This is a genomic window from Rhodococcus cerastii (genome assembly GCF_033042195.1).
Classification (GTDB): Bacteria; Actinomycetota; Actinomycetes; order Mycobacteriales; family Mycobacteriaceae; genus Rhodococcoides.
This window is the reverse complement of the sequence record NZ_JAWLKF010000017.1, coordinates 78,097-97,763: the sequence shown is the minus strand read 5'-3', so window position 1 is coordinate 97,763 and position 19,667 is coordinate 78,097. Positions and strand designations below refer to the sequence as shown.

Annotated in this window: 14 protein-coding genes and 1 pseudogene; 7 read left to right on the top strand and 8 right to left on the bottom strand. The window is 64.9% G+C overall.

From position 1 onward, the window contains the following. Positions 1-32: 32 nt before the first annotated feature. Positions 33-1,142, bottom strand: a complete 1,110-nt coding sequence (locus tag R3P93_RS22280) for a hypothetical protein (RefSeq protein ID WP_317534119.1) — start codon at positions 1,140-1,142, stop codon at positions 33-35. Positions 1,143-1,203: 61 nt separating this feature from the next. After that, positions 1,204-2,385, bottom strand: a complete 1,182-nt coding sequence (locus tag R3P93_RS22275; RefSeq protein ID WP_317534118.1) for an NAD(P)/FAD-dependent oxidoreductase — start codon at positions 2,383-2,385, stop codon at positions 1,204-1,206. A gap of 269 nt (positions 2,386-2,654) precedes the next feature. On the opposite strand from R3P93_RS22275, the gene R3P93_RS22270 reads away from it, so the two are divergent. Both R3P93_RS22270 and R3P93_RS22265 read left to right on the top strand, forming a co-directional pair. Further along, positions 2,655-2,924 (top strand): hypothetical protein, encoded by a 270-nt coding sequence (locus R3P93_RS22270; protein ID WP_243595349.1) that lies wholly within the window; start codon positions 2,655-2,657, stop codon positions 2,922-2,924. A gap of 170 nt (positions 2,925-3,094) precedes the next feature. Beyond that, a complete protein-coding gene (locus tag R3P93_RS22265; RefSeq protein WP_317534117.1) occupies positions 3,095-3,502 on the top strand; it encodes a VOC family protein in 408 nt (135 codons plus the stop codon). Between the two features lie 12 nt (positions 3,503-3,514). Here the strand turns inward: R3P93_RS22265 and R3P93_RS22260 are convergent, their stop codons facing one another. Further along, positions 3,515-4,489: a sigma-70 family RNA polymerase sigma factor gene (locus R3P93_RS22260; RefSeq protein WP_317534116.1), complete on the bottom strand. Its 975-nt coding sequence runs from the start codon at positions 4,487-4,489 to the stop codon at positions 3,515-3,517. Between the two features lie 91 nt (positions 4,490-4,580). On the opposite strand from R3P93_RS22260, the gene R3P93_RS22255 reads away from it, so the two are divergent. The 4 genes and pseudogenes from R3P93_RS22255 to R3P93_RS22240 all read left to right on the top strand — a co-directional run bounded on the left by R3P93_RS22255 (position 4,581) and on the right by R3P93_RS22240 (position 9,224). Then, positions 4,581-5,561, top strand: coding sequence for a GTP pyrophosphokinase (locus R3P93_RS22255; protein WP_094640016.1), 981 nt, complete (start codon positions 4,581-4,583; stop codon positions 5,559-5,561). Positions 5,562-5,611: 50 nt separating this feature from the next. Beyond that, complete coding sequence (locus tag R3P93_RS22250; protein WP_317534115.1) at positions 5,612-7,081, top strand: DUF2079 domain-containing protein; 1,470 nt, start codon at positions 5,612-5,614, stop codon at positions 7,079-7,081. 107 nt (positions 7,082-7,188) lie between these two features. Then, a pseudogene (locus tag R3P93_RS22245) lies at positions 7,189-8,331 on the top strand (sulfite reductase subunit alpha); the annotation flags it as partial. 77 nt (positions 8,332-8,408) lie between these two features. Then, complete coding sequence (locus tag R3P93_RS22240) at positions 8,409-9,224, top strand: TY-Chap domain-containing protein (RefSeq protein WP_317534114.1); 816 nt, start codon at positions 8,409-8,411, stop codon at positions 9,222-9,224. Positions 9,225-9,242: 18 nt separating this feature from the next. On the opposite strand, the gene recD is transcribed toward R3P93_RS22240, so the two are convergent. From recD to recC, 3 genes are read right to left on the bottom strand one after another with little or no spacing between them, the layout of a single operon-like run. Next, on the bottom strand, positions 9,243-11,105 hold the full coding sequence (recD, locus tag R3P93_RS22235) for an exodeoxyribonuclease V subunit alpha (RefSeq protein WP_317534113.1): 1,863 nt from the start codon (positions 11,103-11,105) through the stop codon (positions 9,243-9,245). Continuing rightward, the gene (locus tag R3P93_RS22230) at positions 11,102-14,443 is read right to left on the bottom strand and encodes a UvrD-helicase domain-containing protein (RefSeq protein WP_317534112.1); all 3,342 of its coding nucleotides are present in this window, start codon (positions 14,441-14,443) and stop codon (positions 11,102-11,104) included. Before R3P93_RS22230 ends, recD begins: the two co-directional genes overlap by 4 nt. After that, on the bottom strand, positions 14,440-17,715 hold the full coding sequence (gene recC, locus R3P93_RS22225) for an exodeoxyribonuclease V subunit gamma (protein ID WP_094688302.1): 3,276 nt from the start codon (positions 17,713-17,715) through the stop codon (positions 14,440-14,442). The genes R3P93_RS22230 and recC overlap by 4 nt, the downstream gene beginning before the upstream one ends. 146 nt (positions 17,716-17,861) lie before the next feature. On the opposite strand from recC, the gene R3P93_RS22220 reads away from it, so the two are divergent. Further along, complete coding sequence (locus R3P93_RS22220; RefSeq protein ID WP_068050895.1) at positions 17,862-18,212, top strand: VOC family protein; 351 nt, start codon at positions 17,862-17,864, stop codon at positions 18,210-18,212. 18 nt (positions 18,213-18,230) lie between these two features. Here the strand turns inward: R3P93_RS22220 and R3P93_RS22215 are convergent, their stop codons facing one another. Further along, complete coding sequence (locus R3P93_RS22215) at positions 18,231-18,740, bottom strand: O-acetyl-ADP-ribose deacetylase (RefSeq protein ID WP_317534111.1); 510 nt, start codon at positions 18,738-18,740, stop codon at positions 18,231-18,233. Beyond that, positions 18,737-19,663, bottom strand: a complete 927-nt coding sequence (locus R3P93_RS22210; protein WP_317534110.1) for an ADP-ribosylglycohydrolase family protein — start codon at positions 19,661-19,663, stop codon at positions 18,737-18,739. Before R3P93_RS22210 ends, R3P93_RS22215 begins: the two co-directional genes overlap by 4 nt. Positions 19,664-19,667 lie beyond the last annotated feature (4 nt).

Genomic DNA, 19,667 nt, shown 5'->3' with positions numbered 1-19,667 from the left:
CCAGTGGCGCGACTGTGTGCCCTCGGCGGCACTCAGTCGCGCCACTGCGTCCGCACTTGATCACCGACGAAATGTGTGTTCTCGGCGGACATTTCCCGGCTTCCCGACCGCCCGACGAGGTCATCGATCCGATCGTCCAAGCTGTGCGCGCGGGCCATCGCGTCGGACGTGCGCGCCTCGGTCTCCGACGACTCGACCACATTCGCGAGTCGAACCAGCGCGGCCACCCGTCCGGTCAACTGCCTCCACACCACTTCCAGTGCGCCACGCCGGGATTCGACCTGCGCTGCGGTCTCTTCGTCGACCATCGTCTCACCGATCCGATTCAGCTCGGTCGCTACCGTGCGCAGCGACGCGGCATCGACCGCGATTTCGGTGAGTTCGACGAACAGGTCCAACTGATTGCGTTGGATCTCGAAATACGTCGACTGCCATGCCGGCGACCGACGCACCCGGTCGAACGAAGTGCCCGCGAGGAACAACAGAGTGTCGTAGCGATCGACGAAGCGGTCGTCTTTTCGATCCACGAACTGATCCATCAGTCCTGTGGCCCACTCGACCCTGTCGGCCACCGGAGTTTTGCGCGCCAGCGTGCTGACCCGATCCGTGGCCGCGTCCACCAGAGACAGACCTCGCTCGGCAATCGGGCCGAACTTCTCCGGCGCAGGCGTCCTCGTCAACGCATCGAAAATCGCATCCCGTTGGTCCAGATCGAGGTGCACACCTTCTCGGCGCTCTTTTCGCGCCGCGCGTACTCCGGTGGCGTAGTGCCGATTGGACATCACCACGGTGGTGCGGTGGTGATTGACGCGTTTGCTCAACTCGGCAGCTCGAAGTTTGTACACCAGAGCCGATCCGGGCTTGCTCGTCGTGTCCTTGGCGAGCCACCGATCGCGTTCGTCCACCAGATTGCGGAGCGCGCCGAATCCCCCGATCGACGGCAGCGAGCGTCCCGCATGCCATCGATTGATGAGAACAGCTCGGGTGGCCTCGTCCACGCGCCCGGCCGCGATGGCGACCGCCGCCGCGTCGGACAACGGTTCGGAATGTCCGGGCAACCGGCAGCGGGCGCAGCGGCTGTGAACCTCGTCGTCGAATCGGGCACGCTGCTCGGCCGACCCACTGCCATCGAACTCGGACATCATCTCTCCTAGGTCACGTCCAACCGTCGCTGGTCCGCTCACCTTCGAGTGTTCCAGAAGTTCAGATCAGTCCGCTCAGCGATTGTTCGGTCTGCGGCTTCTTCTCGGCCAGCAACGTGCGCGCCACGTCGAGCCCCTCCCAGACGTTCCACATTAGGACGCCCTGGACGACGGCGTCGTCGTCGAGGTAGTACACGACGCCTTCCTTGCCGACCGTCTTCCAGTCCTCGATGACATTCAGCGTCGTGGACACCGTGCCGATCGCCTGATATCCGTCGTCGTACACGTCGGAATAGAAGTACGGGGTGTACGTGTAGGGATCTGCGGCACCGGCCATATTGCGTCCTGCGGCCTTGCCCATTTCGGTCGCGTTGTCGACGTGCTCGGTGCGTCGGCGACCGAGAACGGCGTCGGGGTAGTTCGCCACATCACCTGCGGCGTAGACGTGTTCGTCCTCGGTCCGGAGGAACTCGTCGACGATCACTCCGTCGTCGACTGCCAGCCCTGCAGATTCGGCCAGCTCTGTTTCGGGTCGCACACCGAGTCCGAACACGACTCCGTCCGCCTCCACGGTCGAACCGTCGTCGAGTTGAAGTTGCACGCGCGCCGACGCCTCGGCCCCTGACACGACCTTCGTTCCCCGGCGCACAGTGACGCCGTGGCCGGCGAAACCCTTGTCGAAGCCGGCAGCCAGGGTCGGCGGAAACATGTGTCCTCCGAGTACGGCATCCGAGGTGACCAGTGTGACCTTCACATCCTGAAGAGACAACGCAGCTGCAATTTCGGTGCCGATGTATCCGCCCCCGACCACAGCGATGTGATCGGCGGTCTTCGTGAGCTCGCGCAGCGCTCGATAGTCGGCGAAAGTGCGGAAGTACACCACGCGGGGGCTGGGAGGCAGTTCGATCCGGGTCGGCGTTGCACCCGTTGCCAGGAGGAGTTTGCCGTACTCGTGGCGTTCTCCGGATTCGGTGGTGACCGACGAGTTCGAGCGGTCCACCGAGGCGACTCGAGTTCCGGTGTGCACCTCCGCACCGGTGTCGGAGGCCGTGTCCAGCGAGACCTGATCGCGGCCGAAATCCGGATCGGTCCACAGCTTCTTCGACAGCGCCGGGCGGGTGTACGGCTCGTCCGGGTCCGCGCCGAGTATGCCGATGGTTCCCGCGTCGTCCTGCTCGCGGATTCCGCGAGCGGCGCTGTCGGCGACCATTCCCCCGCCGATGATCAGGTAGTCGTAACGCATCGTTCACTCCTCGAAAGTCGACGTGATTCGCTCCATGGGCTACCCGGGACAGCGCCGGGGCAATCTTCGCGCTGTTCGGCTCGACGAATCTCCTGGTACTGGAACCGACCGGACTGTATGCAGCATCACACCCCGAAGAGGTTGGCCCAGGCCCGTCGAGTGGGCATGTTGGTCATGGCGAGGAAACATCGTTTTTACTCGAGACGAGCTGTAACAGTTCCGGCCGACCGAACGACTCACACCTCAGGACGCGAACAAAAGGAGACGATGTGACTGTTCAGATCGATTCGCTCGCAATTGGCAACGAGACCGCCGATATCGCGACAGCCGACGTCGACCAGCTCTTCGACGAAGTTTCAACGCTGGACGCCACCATCCTCGACGCCATCGAGCGTCGCACCCGCCTTGCCCGCACACTCGCTGCGGCAACACCCGACGCCACCGCGTCGAGCCAGGAAACCGAGCCGTACGCCGAGCTGGGTAACGACGGTCACGTTTTTTCGCGCATGCTTTCCCGCCTCGCGCAGATCACCCGATAACGCCCCTTTCAGCTTCGCAGTCTGCGACCCCGCCGAGCACCTGCTCGGCGGGGTCGCGTCGTGTCGGGGCGGTGCGGCCGGTGACTTTTCGGATCTGCAGCTGTCAGTACGAGCAAGACCGTTGTTCGACGGTCCGAAGCAGCAAGTTCTTCCGGAAAAGGTGTGTATCCATGTCCCGTTTGTTGTTCGCCAACATGCCCGTCCGCGACGTCGTCGCCACCCGCGCATTCTTCGAGGGTCTCGGATTCGAATTCAACGATGTGTTCAGCGACGAGAACTGTGCCTCGATGGTCGTCAGCGATCAGGCGACCGTGATGTTCTTGGCCACTTCTCGGTTCGAGGACTTCATCTCGGACTCGATCTGCGACACGGGCTCGGCTCGGGAAGTACTGATGTGTGTTTCGGCCGACAGCCGCGAAGAGGTCGATTCGCTCACCGACGCGGCGATCGCCGCGGGTGGATCGAAGTGGATGGAGCCCCAGGACCACGGGTTCATGTACGGCCGGGCGTTCCGAGATCTCGACAACCACGTGTGGGAAGTGATGTGGATGGACCCGTCGGCCGTCCCGGAGAGCTGACCGACCTTGTGCCTAGAGGCGGTCGGGTAAACCGAAGCGATCGAACAGACTCAGATCGAAGAAGCAGGCCACGTGCCCGACCCCTCTGGCATCGACATCGAGAACATGCAGCTGGAACGGCCGGTGCACACCGCCCTCACTCAGCATGTAGAGCCCGTACGCAGGTTGACCGTTGGCAGAGGTCGACACCATCCGCATATCCCCCGCCCCGTTTGCAGGGCAATTGTTTCGAATGAGCGATCCGATCGTCTCGCCACCCTGGTACCACCCGACGAACGGCGGCATTTCCCACACCGCGTCCGAGGTGAACAATGTGACCAGTCGGTCGATGTCGTAGCTCTCGAAACACTCCACGTACTGGCTGAGAAGTTTCTGTAATTCCGCGGATTCGATGGGCTCGACGTTGTCGAGCTCGGGCGCGATCTCGTCCAGGCGCTCCCGTGCTCGCTGCAGGAGGCTGTTGACGGCGGTCGTCGTCGTGGCGAGAACTTCGGCAACTTCCGACGCTTTCCACTGCAACACTTCGCGCATCAGCAGCACCGCGCGTTGCCGCGACGACAGATGTTGCAGGGAGGCGACGAAGGCGAGCCGCACGGATTCCTTGGCCACCACGATGGAGGCGGGATCAGTTGCATCCGCCAGATCGGAATCGGCGATCGGCTCGAGCCACGGAATCTCGTTGTTCTGCACGAGTTCGTCGGTGGGTCCGGAACTCGGTGCACCCAAGCCGGTCGGCAGAGGACGCTTCGCCCGACCCTCCAGCGCGGTGAGACAGGTGTTGGTTGCGATGCGGTACAGCCACGTGCGCAGGGACGAACGGCCCTCGTAGTTGGCGTACCCCCGCCACGCTCGAATGTACGTCTCCTGCAACAGGTCCTCGGCGTCGTGGATCGACCCGGTCATGCGATAGCAGTGTGCGAGCAACTCACGGCGAAAGGGATCGAACTGCTCGACGAAGTCGTCCTTCTGTTCCGAGGCCACGGTCATGCGGTAGAGCGTAAACCGGACACCGTCGCACCACAGCTCGAATGCGCGCCGCCGAAAGGATCGGCGACACTTCTGCGTTAACCTCGGCATCGTGACATCGGCAACGAGTATCGACGACTTGGTCGAAGAGCTGTACCTGCAGCGTCGTCGAGCGTGGGAAGCCGCTCTCGTCACCGCGCAGAATTTCCTCGAGACCATCGCCGACGAGATTCTCGAGGACGTCGATCGAGACCGATTGAACGCGCAGATGGCACGCATCAAGGACCCGGGCAGATCGGCCGACAAACTGCGCCGGTATCTCTCCGAGGGCCGCATCACCGAACCGACCGACGCCGATGCCGTCGCCGAGGCGTTGCCCGATCTCGTCGGCGTCAAGGTGCTGTGCAAGACCCCGCGCGATCAGCTGACGTTCGTCGCTGCGCTCGAGCGTGCGTGCAACGACCCGGAATGCTCCGTGCGGTTCGCGCAACCACCCACCGACTACGTCGCTTTTCCCAAGCCGAGCGGCTACCGCGCGTATCACGCCGTTCTGGTCGTTCGAGTTGCCACTCACCAGGGCGATCTCGATGTCAAGGTGGAAGTCCAGGTCAAGACGCGCCTGCAGGACGCCTGGGGCGAGCTGACCCACGAGGACATGTACAAGCCCGGTGAGGCACTCAAGCCGACCAAGAAGCACACCGACTACGCCGCGCACATGGCCCACCTGCTCGATCAGGTGGATGCGATGGCCGACGATCTGGCCGCGCAGCTCGACTCGTTGACGGCCGCGTCCAAGGACGGCGGCGTGCTCGCGGCCGACCCGATTCCGAAGGATCCGGACTTCATCAGTGCCAGGGTCACCCGCACCGGCCCACGTTATGCACTAGCCGTGGGACCGGACGGCCGTAGAGGCCTCGTTCCCGCCCGATCGGTGAAAGCAGTCATCGGCTCGACCGACAGAATTGCCGTCAACGATTACCTCGAAGTGGGCGACTTCATCGATGTGGTGGTCGAAGACTCCGAGGATGCGCTCTACTATCACCTCACCTCGCAGCCGCCCCGACGCAAGCCTGCGAAAAAACGCAAGCGCTGACCGGCGGTTCTCAGGAACGTCTCACGTCGGTCCGGTAGACATGCCTTCTCGTGACCACTACCGAGAATTCCACGGTCGTCACCGATGCCGACAGTGTCGACACAGCGACCGACGAAACAGGGACCACAGACCGGCGCGCGAAACTCCGTTCCGCCGAGACACTGGTGCCGGCCGTCTCGTTCGCCGTGCTGGCGACCCTGTACGCGGTGATGTCCGTCCTCGGCCATCGCCAGCTCCGCACCTCCGGATTCGACCTGGGCATATTCGTTCAGCAGATCGCGTCGTACTCGCAGTTCCAGGCACCGACATCCGACCTGCTCGGCACCGGCTACAACACGCTGGGTGACCACTTCTCGCCCATCACCGCGTTGTTGGGGCCTGTCTATCGGGTGTTCCCGCACGCGGAGACGTTGCTGATCGCGCAAGCGGTCTTGTTCGCACTCGCCGTGATTCCGATCAGCCGACTGGCGGTACAGAAGTTCGGCACGATCGTCGGCATCGTGATCGCCGCGGCGTTCGGACTGTCCTGGGGCGTCCAGGCTGCGCTGAACTTCGACTTTCACGAGGTGGCCTTCGCGATGCCGCTGCTGGCCATGTCGATGGTCGCACTGGTTCGGCAGCGCTGGCTGCCGGCCTTGGCCTGGGCACTGCCGCTGGTCTTCGTGAAAGAGGACATGGGTCTGACAGTGATCGTCGTCGGGGCGTTGGTGGCGCTGTGGACAACCGGACGAACCCGCATCCTCGGTGCGCTGACGGCCGTCTGGGGACTGACCTGGATGGTGCTCGCGGTCAAGGTGATCGTTCCGGCCCTGAGCAACGACAACTCGTACGACCAAGGCTCGAAACTGCCTCCGCTGGGCGAGGGCATCGCCGATACAGCGCACGGTCTGGTTGTCGGCGATTCGCGGGCGGCCACGGCGTTTCTGCTGCTTGCGGTCACCGGCTTCTTCGCTCTGCGCTCTCCGCTACTGCTGATCGCGGTCCCGACGGTGGCATGGCGTTTTCTCAGTGACAACACGAACTTCTGGAAGCCGATCTATCACTACAACGCGATCCTCATGGTCATCGTGTTCGTCGCCTTGCTCGACGCGTTCGCGCGCAGCCACCGGCACGGTCAGCTCAGCGAACGCGGCCGGCACTACATCGTTGCGTTCGTAGCCGCGTTCACGGTCGTCGCATTGCCGTTCCTGCCCATGTCACGCGTGGTGCACGCCCAGGAATGGACGATCGATCCGCAAGCCGAGACCGTCCGAGAAATCTCCGAGTGGATTCCTGCCGATGATCGAGTTGCGGCGTCGAACAATCTGGTGGCCCAACTCGTCGCCGACCACGACGTGTCGGTCTTTCCGCAGCGCACGACCGATTCGACCGTCCCGGATTGGATCGTCGTGAACCGCGAACGGCCGGCGGGTTGGCCGACGGACGAGACCGGTGATCGTCAGGCGATCAGCCGGGCGCTGGCGAGCGGATACGACGTCGTCTTCTCCGTCGACGGAGTAGACGTCCTGCACCGCGAGTGACTGCGCACGATTAGTCTTCGAACAGTCGACCTTTCGCTCGACGCATCGTGACGACAAATGCAAGGCAGGTACAGGACATCGACGCTCGAATCGGCGATCTCGGCGCCACCAAGACCGCATCGAAGCGCTCACCGTGGAATCGGAAGAATCCTTACCGCGCGCAGGTTCTGAGCAACAGTCGCCTGTCCGGTCCGACATCCGCAAAAGAAGTTCGACACTTCGAGATAGCGCTGGGCGAGAGCGGCATCGTCTACGAGGCCGGCGACGGGTTCGGCGTCAAACCCGTCAACGACGCAGCATTGGTCTCCGCCGTCGTCGACCGCCTCGGAGTGCAGGCAGACACGGCCGTCCACACGAAATCCGGCGAGATCACCCTCGCACAGGCGCTGACGACGGAGTACGAAATCGGCATCCCGTCCATGGATCTGATCGAGGCCGTCGCCGAACGGGCCGGTGACGCCGAGCTCGATCACGTTCTGCAGAACGGTGACCGCGCATCGTTCGACGCCTGGACCTGGGGTCGCGATGTCGTGGACGTTCTCGATCTCGATCGGTCGGGGACGTTCGATCCGGCCGAGTTCCTCGGTTTGCTGCGTCCTCTGCAGCACCGGGTCTACTCGATTTCCTCGTCGCCGATCGCGCACGAGGGCACCGTTCATCTGACCGTGTCCACGGTCCGATACCGGTCGGCCGAGCGTGATCGAGGCGGCGTCTGCTCGACGTATCTGGCCGATCGCATCGGGGACGGACATCAGGCGGGAGTGTTCCTGTCCGCCAACAAGTCGTTCCGCCTCCCGTCCGACGACACCCCGATCATCATGATCGGGCCGGGAACCGGAGTGGCACCGTTCCGCGCGTTTCTGCACGAACGTCGCGCCCGCGGCGCTGCAGGCGAGAACTGGCTGTTCTTCGGCGATCAGCATCGATCGAGCGACTTCCTCTACGAGGACGAACTCGCCGATTTCGAGCGCAGCGGTCTGCTGACGCGACTCGATCTGGCCTTCTCTCGCGACCAGCACGAGAAGATCTACGTACAGCACCGCATGTGTGAGGCGGGAAAGCAGCTGTACGGGTGGCTCGAAGCGGGCGCGCACCTCTATGTGTGCGGCGATGCGACGCGCATGGCCAAGGGCGTCGACGAGGCATTGCACGAGATCGTCGCCGAACACGGCGGCCGCTCCCCCGATGCCGCCGAGGACTATGTCAACGAGCTCAAGCAATCGAAGCGCTACCTGCGCGACGTGTACTGACGCGGTTTCTTGTCGGACCCCCTCGTTACGGTCTCGAGTACAGGCATCAGTTCTCGTCCGAGAAGAGGGTTCGCACCGTGACCGCACTGCAGAACGGCCATTTCGACTCCACCACCGCGCTCGCGTGGGCCACATTCACCGAAAACCTGCATGCGCGTCTTCGGACCTTGCCGCGGCGCGATTACATCACGGTGTCCGCCGCTCAGGCGAGCCCCGGCGAGCGTGGGTTGCGCCCGTACATCGACGTGGCGGCGACGGACAGCGGCGTGCTGGTGTCGGTGGCAGCGCTGCCGTCCCTGCTGTACCCGGATGCCCCGGACGCAACGGCAATGGATATGCAGCTCCTCGATTGCGGTTGGCTGGATCGAGGCAAGCCGGTCGCAGACGGGTCGATCATCGATCTCACGCGAACCGACACCCGAGCCGATGCTGCGCTCGTCGCGGAGATGATCACGCGCGCGTTCCGCGAGATCTGGAACGTCCCACATCCGTCGTTCCTGAGCGTATGGAGCGTGGCGGCCGACGGAGCATCGTCGGGGCCGGTCGACCTGCAACGCGGGTCCGTCGGTCGCACGACCGGCGCAGCGACCGAGAGTCCCTCGGAGACATCCGACGACGTTCCTGCCGAGCTGAGGTCACTTCAGGCGCTGTGCCAGTTGATCGGTCGGCGCGTCGACGCGCACACCGTTCGATCGGTGTGCGCCGACGGCGATATCGACGCGTTGACAGCGCGGGCACTGTCGCTGCATCGATCGGCCGCTGTTCGCGCTCGCCCCGACGACACGAATGGGAAGAACTCGGTCGCGGTGTGGAAGAACCTTGCCCGCACCTGGCTCCTGGTCGCACACAGCATGGACGCGGTGACGAGGGCAGACCGACACGCGTGCCGGTGACGACGAGGATCCGACGAACTACAGGATCTTTCGGCGCAGGCCGCTCGCTCGCAGCACCTGACGTTCGACGCCCGCTCGGATGGCCTCTTCGGTACCGATCACTCGTACGTGCGATCGCGCGCGGGTGATGGCGGTGTACAACAGCTCTCGGGTCAACAGTGTCGACGCCTCGGCGGGCAACAGAACCGAGACCGTGTCGTACTGACTGCCTTGGCTGCGGTGGATCGTCATTGCGTACACGGTGTGTACCGAGGAGAGCACATTCGGGTGGATCAACACGTGACCACGACCTCGGGCGAACGCTGCCATCGGAGTTCCGTTGTCTCCCAACACCACAACGCCGGTGTCCCCGTTGTAGATCCTTGCCTCGTGGTCGTTGGCCGTCACCAACAACGGCTGACCGGGGTACCAAAGCGAGGGATCGAGAAACGTACCGCTTCCTTCTCCTACCCACTCCATCGCCTGCCGGTCCCACCGCGAGACCCCCCATCGACCCTCGCGGTGAGCGCACAGGAGGCGATGTTTCTCGAGCCCGAGCAGTGCTGCGGTGGCATCCCCTCGTACGGCGGCGTCGGTGACCTCGGCGGCGGTGTCGATCACGTCGGAGCGCAGCGCGTCGACGTCGTCGGGGCCATGAAACGAAATCTCCTCCGCGCCGGACTCGAGCAGCGCCATGACATCGTCGCCCCGGCCGTCTCGCACGGCCACGGCCAAGCGAGCGATGGCTCCGCCGAACCGTCGGCCACGACTGAGCCGAACGACGCCGCCGCGCAGTCGGTCTCGCTCGAACGCGCTCAGAGCGGCTTCCGCGGGATCCTCGGCGGCAGCGAAGTCCGCGTCGACGAGCTGCGCCAGAACCGGGTTCTCGATTCCGGTCACCGGCCTGGCAACCAGATCTGCTAGCACCGCACCTGCGTCGACCGACGTCAGCTGATCCGGGTCGCCGACGAGAATCAACCGGGACTCCGGACGCACGGCTTCGAGCAGCCGACACATCATCGTCAGAGACACCATCGAGGTTTCGTCGACGACGATGACGTCGTACGGCAGCCGGTTCTCGGCGTCGTGCCGAAACCTCGTCTTGCTGCCGGGCTTCCATCCCAGAAGTCGGTGCAGCGTCATCGCTTTCAGATCTGCCGGAAGCCCGAGGAGACCGGCTTGTTCGGACACGGACTCCTGCAACCGGGCTGCGGCCTTGCCGGTGGGTGCGGCCAATCCGATGCGCAGATCGCTTCCGTGCTCGCGAACGAGAAGCGCCAGAATTCTCGCTACGGTGTGGGTCTTTCCGGTTCCAGGGCCGCCGGCGATGACCGTCGTCCATTGCGTCGCCGCCAGAGCTGCCGCTATTCGCTGTCGATCGGGAGCGGCCGTCGGCGCGCCCGATTCGTCCACGAACAGCGTGGCCAGCGCGTCGCCGATCTCGACGGCATCGGCGGCGGGATGGGATCGCGAACGCGCGTCGAGCAGATCTCGAACGGTGCTCTCCTGCAGATGATATCGGTCCAGGTACAGCAGCTCACCCTGATCGGTGTCGACCAGTTTCAGCGGCCGCAACGGTCCATTCGGGCTCCCGACCACCAGTGGACTCACCCTCAGTGCTCGCAGCACGTCGTCGAGCTCCGGCCACGGGAGTGCGCTCGGATCGACGTCCGAGTCCTCGTCGACGGTGACGTCCCGCAGTCGTCGCAGATCCAGGCACACCGAGCCCGATCGCACCGAGCGCACGGTCAGAGCAGTGGCGAGCAGTACGTTCTCCGACGACTCACCGGCCAGGGCACCGAGGCGCAGCGCCACGTGCACGTCGGATGCCGACAGCACACCCACGTCGTTGAAGGTGCGCAGGATTCCACTGCCGCGCAGCGCAATCGAGACGCCGGTCATCGGGTCACCTTCCCAGCGAGCAGGTCGGACAGCTCGATCACCAGCGCGGCTGGTGGATCCCAATCGAACACCCCACACCCGGCGGGGGTCTGCGGTCCGACCATGCCCCGCACGAACAGGTATCGGATTCCGCCGAGGTGCAGTTGCGGGTCGTAGTTCGATTGACGCCAGCGCAGATATCGATGCAGCGCAACGGCATACAGAATTGCCTGCAGCGGGTAGTGCGAGCGGATCATTTCCTCGGCCATCTTCTCGCGCGTGAAGTTGCCGGTGGTCAGATCGCCTCTGGCGATTCGATTCGTCTTGTAGTCCACCACGACGTACCGCGGTCCTGCCACGCGCAGAACCGAGTCGATACTTCCGGTGAGAAAGCCGCGAAGTGGTGTCGACTCGAGACCGTCGAGCAGATCCGCGTAGGACGCGAGCACGTCCGCCGGATCGAGGTGATGACGCAACAGGCGCGCGACGGACTTCAACGTGACCGTGTTCGCCACCGGATCGTCTCCGCCGGCCAAGGGCAGCTCGAAGTCGAGTTCGGCCAGATGGTCGGACGGCGCTACGTCGGCGAGCGTCCCGAATCCCAACGGTGTCTGCATCACCGGCAGAAGGGCTTGGGCCAACGCCACCGGATCGACCTCCGCCATTCGCGACGCCACCGCCGCAGCGCAGCGACGTTCGAGTTCCGCGAGCAGATCGGGTGCGGACGTGTCGACGTGTTCGAGTGCCTCGTGGACGAGCGTTCCGAACGCCGCGCCGGCAGGCATGCCGTTCATCGGTGACGCGATTCCGTCCAGCTGTTCGTCGATGTGCTCGCTTCCCGGGTATTCGCTGCCCACGGCCGTGTCGGCGGGCTCGTCCGTCTTCTCGGGGTGCTCGGTCTCGCTGGTCACTCCTACCTCGGGCTGGGCGGGCGCGGCGTCGTGAGCGTGAGCTGTCAACGCGGAGTACGACGTCCGACGCCACAGGAGGTCGAGGGTTCGATCGAATCGTGCGGCAGCGACGGCGAGGTGCGGTTGCTCGGGACGAATCCAATGTGCGGTGGACGGCTCGCCGGGCCCCACCGGTTCGACCGAGATGAGGCCTGCTGCCGACCCGACCCAGGATTGGAGCCGGTTCGCCGTCGTCGCGTCGTCGAGAACCTTGTACGACGGCTCCGGCAGAGCAATTCCGGGGATGCGTCCGAACAGCATGCGGTGCAGCGAGGACGTCGCGGTGTTTCGGCCCGGGGCCCACCACAGCACGATCCGACTCTCGGCGCGGGTGAGGCCGACGTAGAGCAGTCGCAGTTCCTCGCCTGCTTCCTCCTGGTCGTTGAGGATCTTCCTGGCCGCGTAGCCCGTTCCGGACGGTCCGCCGACGTCTCGGATTCGCGTGCCGTTCTCGTGCAGCAACAGCGTCGACGGCTTGCTGAAGTACAACGTGTCCCACGCGTAGGGCAGGTAGACGACCGGAAATTCGAGCCCTTTGCTGCCGTGTGTCGTCATGATCTGCACTGCGGCGGAATCACTGTCGAGTCGACGACTGCGGTCGGTCGACCCGCCCGCTGCCGGTTCCTTGATTCGGTCGGTCAGCCAGCGAGTGAGGGCGGTGATTCCGTAGGACTCGGATACCGCGGCGCGATTGAGCAATTGGGCGATGTGCCGCAGGTCGGTCATCGTGCGTTCACCGGCTTCGACCGCGAGCAACCGGGCGTCGAGTCCGGACTGCGCCGACACCCGCTCGAAGACTGCCGCGAACCCGGCCTCGTCGAACAGCACCGAATACTCACGCAGCCGGCTGCTGACCTGGGACAGCGCATCCTCGGCCCCGGCGTCGAGCTGCGCAGCGGTCCACCCGAGCAGAGGAGTCAGGGCGGCCAAACGTACGCGATCGGTGCGATGCGGTTGCTCGATCGCCTGCAGCAACCACAGCCAATGTCGGGCACTCTCGGTACCGAACACACTGGTGCTGCTCGACACGACGGACGGCACCCCTACCGCGTCGAGTGCGTCCCGAATCAACGCCACCTGCTTGGTCGTTCGGGTCAACACCGCAATGTCACGCGGTTCGATCACCCGGCGGCCGTCGGGTCGCTCGAGCTCGGCATGTCCGGACAACAGCTCGACGATGTCCGCCGCAACGTCTGCCGCAACCCTGGATCGGAGCCGGTCGACTGCCGGAAAGCCTTGCCGCAGTGGACCAGCGCCGGTTCGCGGTAGGTAACGCAGCCGCAGGGGAGGATGTCCGACCATGCGCGAGAGAGGGTTTCGCGCTTCGACTGGGTGCACCACGATGTCGTCGTGGCCGAGGGCTGCGCCGCCGTACAGATGGTGCAGGGCGTCGAGCAACCCCGAATCACTACGCCAGTTGGCGGTGAGCTCGTAGAGGTGGTCCGCGGTCTGCACGGCGTCGAGGTAACTCAGTACCTCGGCTCCGCGAAACGCGTAGATGGCCTGCTTCGGATCGCCGACGAGGATGAGCGTCGTGGAGCCGTGAAACGCCCGCCGCAGAATGTCCCACTGCATGGGGTCGGTGTCCTGGAACTCGTCGATCAACACGACGCGGAATCGATCTCGCACTCGCGCACAGGCAGCCTCACCGTGGACGGGGTCCGACAACACCGAATGCAGAAGTCCCAGAAGATCGTTGTAATCGCGCACACCGAGCAGGCGTTTGCGACGTTCGATCTCCCGGCGCGCTTCCCGGGCGAACCGCACACGCAGTGCCGGCTCGCGATTGCCGTCGTCCGAGTCCTCGGTGTCGGGATACAGAATCGACTGCTGGTCACCCACGGCCGACAACGCCAACTGCTGGGCATCCCGCCTGCTGAATGCCGGTGCTTCGTCGTCACCGCTGAACATCTGCAGATACAGATCGTCCACGACCTGTTCGAGTAGGTCCGAGACGGATTCGACAAACGTCGATTCCGGTTCGCGCTCGCCTGCGATGCCGAGTCCGTCGAGCATGCGCTGACAGAAACTGTGAGTGGTGACGATGGTGCCGGCGTCGAAGTCCGACAGTGCCCTACGCAACCGTCGACGCCGCCGGTCGACTTCTGCGTCGTCGACTGCGGCCAGAAATGCCACGAGTGGATCCCGAGATGCACGAGCGGTGTCCGGGTCGGCCAGGTCCCGGGCGATCGACGCGAACCTGCTTCGGGTGCGATCGCGGAGTTCCTGGGTCGCGGCTCGACTGAACGTCACCAGAAGCAGGTCCGAGATCTCGGCGATCCCTTCGGCGATGTAGCGCGCGGCCAACCCCACGATCGCGTACGTCTTGCCGGTCCCGGCGCTGGCTTCGAGGACGGTCGTTCCGGTCGGCATCGGACCGAGCAGATCGAATCCGCGGGCGGCGGTCATGCGTTCCCCATGTTCTCGGCGATCAGCAACGGATCCCACAGCTTTCGAGCGAGAATCCCGAAGCGGCTCTTCTCGTTCGAGGGCTCGGTCTCGTCGTCGAGCGGGGCCGCAGCGAGCAATGCCTGAAACGACAAGGCCGAACCGTGGACGTACCGCAACGATCGATCGGTGCCGTCACCGAAGTCGCCCCGCCAAGCCCACGTGGCCGAGTCGTAGCCGTCCTCGATGGACCCGCCACCGAACCGCTTCTCTGCGTACGCCGATGCGGTACCGGTCGATATCGGCAGCGGCGACGTCATTCCACGATCACGCAAGTCCACCAGATCTTTCAGTACGGCAACGGGATCCCGCGGGGCGCTCAGCCGAGAGCGACGAGGCGGGCGCATTCCGCTCGCGCGGCCGATGGTGACGGCGCTCCAGTCCCCTGCCTCCGATGCCGCTACCGCCAGCAACCGCACCCACGCGGCCAGCCGGTGCTTGGCGGCCAGTCGCGAGTACGACGAACGTGCCAGCGTGCGGCCGTGGATCCCAGTGACGGTGCCGGTCAGGCGTCGGCCGTCGCCGAGATCGACCGCGACGTCGATCGTCTCGGCCGGACCCTCGTGGAAGGGAGCGGCCGCGTCGGCGATGATTCCGACGATCTGCCGGATGTCGGACATCTCGCGGCGGCCCTGATGAAACGGCGGAAGGGTTCCGCGCCGCCACTCGGCGTCGGCGAATTCTCCGATGTCCCCACCTGCGAGCACTGCTGCAAGCATCCGATCACCGATGTTCCACCGGGACAACGGATCCAGCTCGATGTCCAGGCTGTCTGCCAGGTCGTCCTCGAGCTCGGGAACGCGGAAGCCGAGTCGTTGCCGCAGAAAAGCCTGCACCGGGTTCTCGACGAAGGCGATGAGTTCGGCGAGTTCGACGTCCCCTCGATCGGCCGGAGGGAGCGCGTCGGGCAGAAACGGTGGTACTGGATCGGGCGTCCGTTGCTGGGAGACGGCTCCGGCCAGGGCCACCGTGTCGAAGCTGAACGGGTGTTCGGCTTCGAAATTGTGTGGGTCGAACGGCTGCAGCGGATGCCGATGTTCGACGCTTCCGCCCGCGGTCACCTCGAGCACGTCCATCAACTCGCGCAGCGGGATCGCGGGTGGCTTGGCCGACCCGTCGACGGGGTCCGCTCCGGTGTAGAACAACAGCAGTTTTTCCTCGGCCGACATCACTGCGTCGAGCAGCAGTTGCCGATCCTCGCTGCGAATGTCTCGTTCGCCGACGGCCGGATCGCGGGCGAGGATGTCGTCTCCGTCGATACTGCCCACTCGGGGGAACACCTCGTCGTCGAGCCCGAGCAGCACCACCACTCGGTGCGGCACCGAGCGCATCGGCACCATGGTGCACACGGTCAGCTCGCCGGTTCGAAAGTTCGCTCGGGTGGGTCGGCCGGCCAGTCTTCCGGCCAGCATGGCACGCACGTCCGCGAGCCGCAGCTCGGCGGTGCCGCCGTGTTCGGTGGCGTCGGAGATCTCGCGATGTGCTTGTGCCAGTTGCCATTCGTCTGCTGTTGGCACGTCGGCGAGGAGATCGAGGGCGCGCCCCAGCTGCCGCGTCCACTCGGTCACCGATGCCGGACCGGCCAGTGCCCGGAGCACCGACGCGAGCCGGTCCACCAGCTCGGCGAAGCGGCCGGCGAGGGTGATGTCGTTGCTGTCGACATCGTCGAGAGGCAGCGCCAGGTCGAGATACTCGTTGCGAGTCTCGTCCGCGGCCACTCCCAGCAAGATGCGATCGAGCGCCGACTTGAAGGTATTCTGCCGAAAACCGTTCAGGCCGTATGCTTCTCGTTGTCGAACTGTCAATCCCCAGCGGGCACCGGAGCTCGTCACCCACTCGCGCAGTCGCTCGAGATCGTCGTCGGTGAACGAGAACTTCTCGCGCACCGGACCACTGGCGGCGAAGTCCAGCAACTCGCTCGCCGTCACCCGGCCCTCCGAGAAATCCAGCACCGTGGCGATGACGTCGAGGACGGGGTTGGTACGACGCAGGCCTCGATCGGCCAGCCGCACCCGTAGCCGATGTCCGGGATGTACCAGTGCCGTCTGCCCGAAGTTCGCGCGGATCAACGGCGCGTAGGTCTCGACATCCGGACACATCACCAGCACATCCCGTGGTTCGAGCGTCGGGTCGCCGGCGAACAGATGCAGCAACGACTCGCGCAGAACTTCCACCTGACGAGCGGGTCCATGACACGCGTGAATCTGCACCGATCCGTCGGCGAACGTCCTGCCGTCGTCGAATTCGGGAGTAGGAGCCGAATCCGCGGTGATGTCCGATTGAATTCGACCGAGCAGGGTGTTCGCTGCTTCCGGTCCCTGGTGATGCACGGTGTGCGTCGCCACCGACGCGATGGTGGCCTGGAGTTCTCGCACGTCTCGCGACAGGCCGGCCAGCAGTGGGTGCACGACGGCCAGAGCTGTCGTGTCGTCTCGTCGGCGCGTCACCGCCGGGATCTCGGCGAGGGTGCGCCACATCGACGGGCTTGGATGCGGAACCCAGATGTGCACGTCGCGAGCCTGCGACAGCGCACCCAGTATCTCGAGCTGATCGGTCGCCAGCCGGGTCGGACCGAACACCGACAACCGGCTCGGTAGGTCCACCGACTCCGGTGCGTCCCGGAGTCGTGCGCAGGTCTGCGGCAGGCGCTCGGCTGGGCTCGGGCTGCCAATTCGCTCGCGCAGCGCGGCCCACACTCGCGGTTGCCACAGCAGGTCCTCGTCGAGATCACCACCGTGGCCGTCGGTGAAGCGCCCGTCGAACCAGTCGCGCAGCATCTGGGGACGTTGAGATCCGTAGGTGCGGAACAGTTCTGCCACATGCGATGCCGTCGACCAGCGGCGTCCCACCCGATGATCCTCGGAACCTGCACCGAGATGCTTGAACAGCACCGACGCCCAGGTTTCGGTGCGACACTCGTCGATCACCTCCAGCGCGGTCCAGAGAACCCGGCCCGGAGCCCAGGGATCGTCGTCGGGATCGATGTCGTCGACCGCAGCAATGGCGCGCGAGACCAATCGCGTCGGGCTCGGGAAGTCGATGTTGGCTGCGATGCCGTCGCCATCCGAACCGCCCAGCGTGCTCGACAGTCGCTGCGTGAGCCACCGCTCGACGCCCTTCGCCGGGACCGACACGATCTCGGGCACGAACGGATCGTCCAACGGCACGGACAGGATGTCGGCCAGTGCAGCCGCGAGCGTTCCGGCGCGTTCGGCGCGATGAAGCGTCAACACCGTCGCGGTCCCCTGCCTGCTCGTATCGATGCCCGATTTCGGGTTCGTGACGACCCTACTCGAGCCACCGACAGATTCTGCGCGATGAGTCGGGCCGTCGGATCCGGTCCATATCTGCGCAACCGAACGATACGAAGGAGAACGCGATGATCGAACATGTTCTTGCCGTGGTGGCAGTACACGATATCGACTCGGCACGAGAGTGGTACGAGAAGCTGTTCGACCGGCCTGCAGACAACAATCCGATGCCGAGTCTGGTGGAGTGGCAGGCCGCCCCCGCTGCATGGGTGCAGGTGACGGTCGACCCCGAGCGAGCAGGGTCGTCGCAGTTCAACGTTGCCGTCGAAGACATCGAGTTGTTCGTCGATGCCGCTCGTTCCCGCGGCATCGACTTCGGCAACATCGTGGACGCGAACAAGGGAGTAAGACTGTCGACGGTCTCCGATCCCGACGGCAATTCCGTTTCCGCGATCGGCGGCTTTCGCGAGCACTACTGATCGAGCGGCCCTCGATCGTCACCCCACCAACCGCCGCGTCAGGTTCGCCGCTTCGCGGGAGTAGGCGACCAGCATGACGAGGTCGACCGACGGCCGGGCAGCTTTGACTGCCACCACCTGCTGGGTGACTGCATCGTGCATCGGCCATCCGTAGGAGCCGCCGGAAATCAGGGGAAATGCGATGGACTTCAGGTTCATCGACGCAGCCAGCGCCAGGCTTCGGGCGTAGCAGAGTCGCAGCAGCTCCGATCTGTCCTCGTGCGGGGAGTAGCGCGGGCCGACGGTGTGGATGACACAGCCGGCACGAAGTCGTCCCGCGGTGGTGGCGACGGCTGCGCCGATGTCGAGGCCGTGGGGCAGGGTGGTGGCCCGCAGCGCCTTGCATTCTGCGAGGATGTCCGGCCCACCGGCCCGGTGGATGGCACCGTCCACTCCCCCGCCGCCGAGCAATCGCGTATTGGCGGCATTGACGATCGCGTCTGCGGCCACGTCCGTGATGTCGCCCTGGACGACGTCGATGATTGTCATGAACTCCCCTTCGCTGCAATGATGTTCGAGGTGATTCGGTCGAGATCGTCGGCGCGCAACCCTGGGTAGCCGTGGACGATGTCGCGCCATTCGCTCGGCACCGCCGATGCGCCCCAGCGCGCTCCGAGGAGCCCTCCGGCTATGGCCGCCGTGGTGTCGGTATCGCCGCCGGCTCGGACACACAGTTCGAGAGCGGCAGGCAGAGGCCGGTCCGCGTCGGCAGATCGATGGATTGCCCACCACGCCGTCTGCAGAGCGTGGACCACCCAGCCGTTGTTCGGGAAGTCGGACGGCTGTCCCTCCTGTGCCTGGTGGAGCAGGGGCTGCCAGAACTCACGGACGTCGGCGTCGGCGGCGGCCAGAAATTCACGCACCCCGCCGTATGTACCGCGAAGAACCGCGTATCGAATTGCGTGAGTCCATAATTGGCATGCCTCACCGGCATGCGGGTCGAAATGGGTGAGGGCACTGATCCGTGCAGCAGCAGCTCGACATCCGGCCGCATCGTCGAGGTAGGCCAAGGCGACGGGTGCGGTACGCATGAGCGATCCGTTGCCGCCGGTTCTACCCGACAGTGACGCTGCCGCCGCGGTCATCTCTGAGCCGCTGAGTGTGGTCTGCGCGAGCACGGAGCGCGTTTGATTTCCTACGTCCGGAGGGTTCTGGACAAACCACGCGCGAAAATTCTCGGCGATGTCGTCGATGTCTCCGCCCTGTTCGAGAGCACGCGCGACGCAGAGCGCCATCGAGGTGTCGTCGGTCCATTCCCCCGGGGCCCAATCGAATGCGCCGCCGCCGACCATGGCGATCGTCGTCTCGGGTGAGGGGTATCCGAACTCGTAGCCCGCGCCCAAGGCGTCACCCACTGCCGTTCCGAGGAGAACGCCCCGCGCTCGATCGCGCTGAATGTCAGTCAACTGCATACCT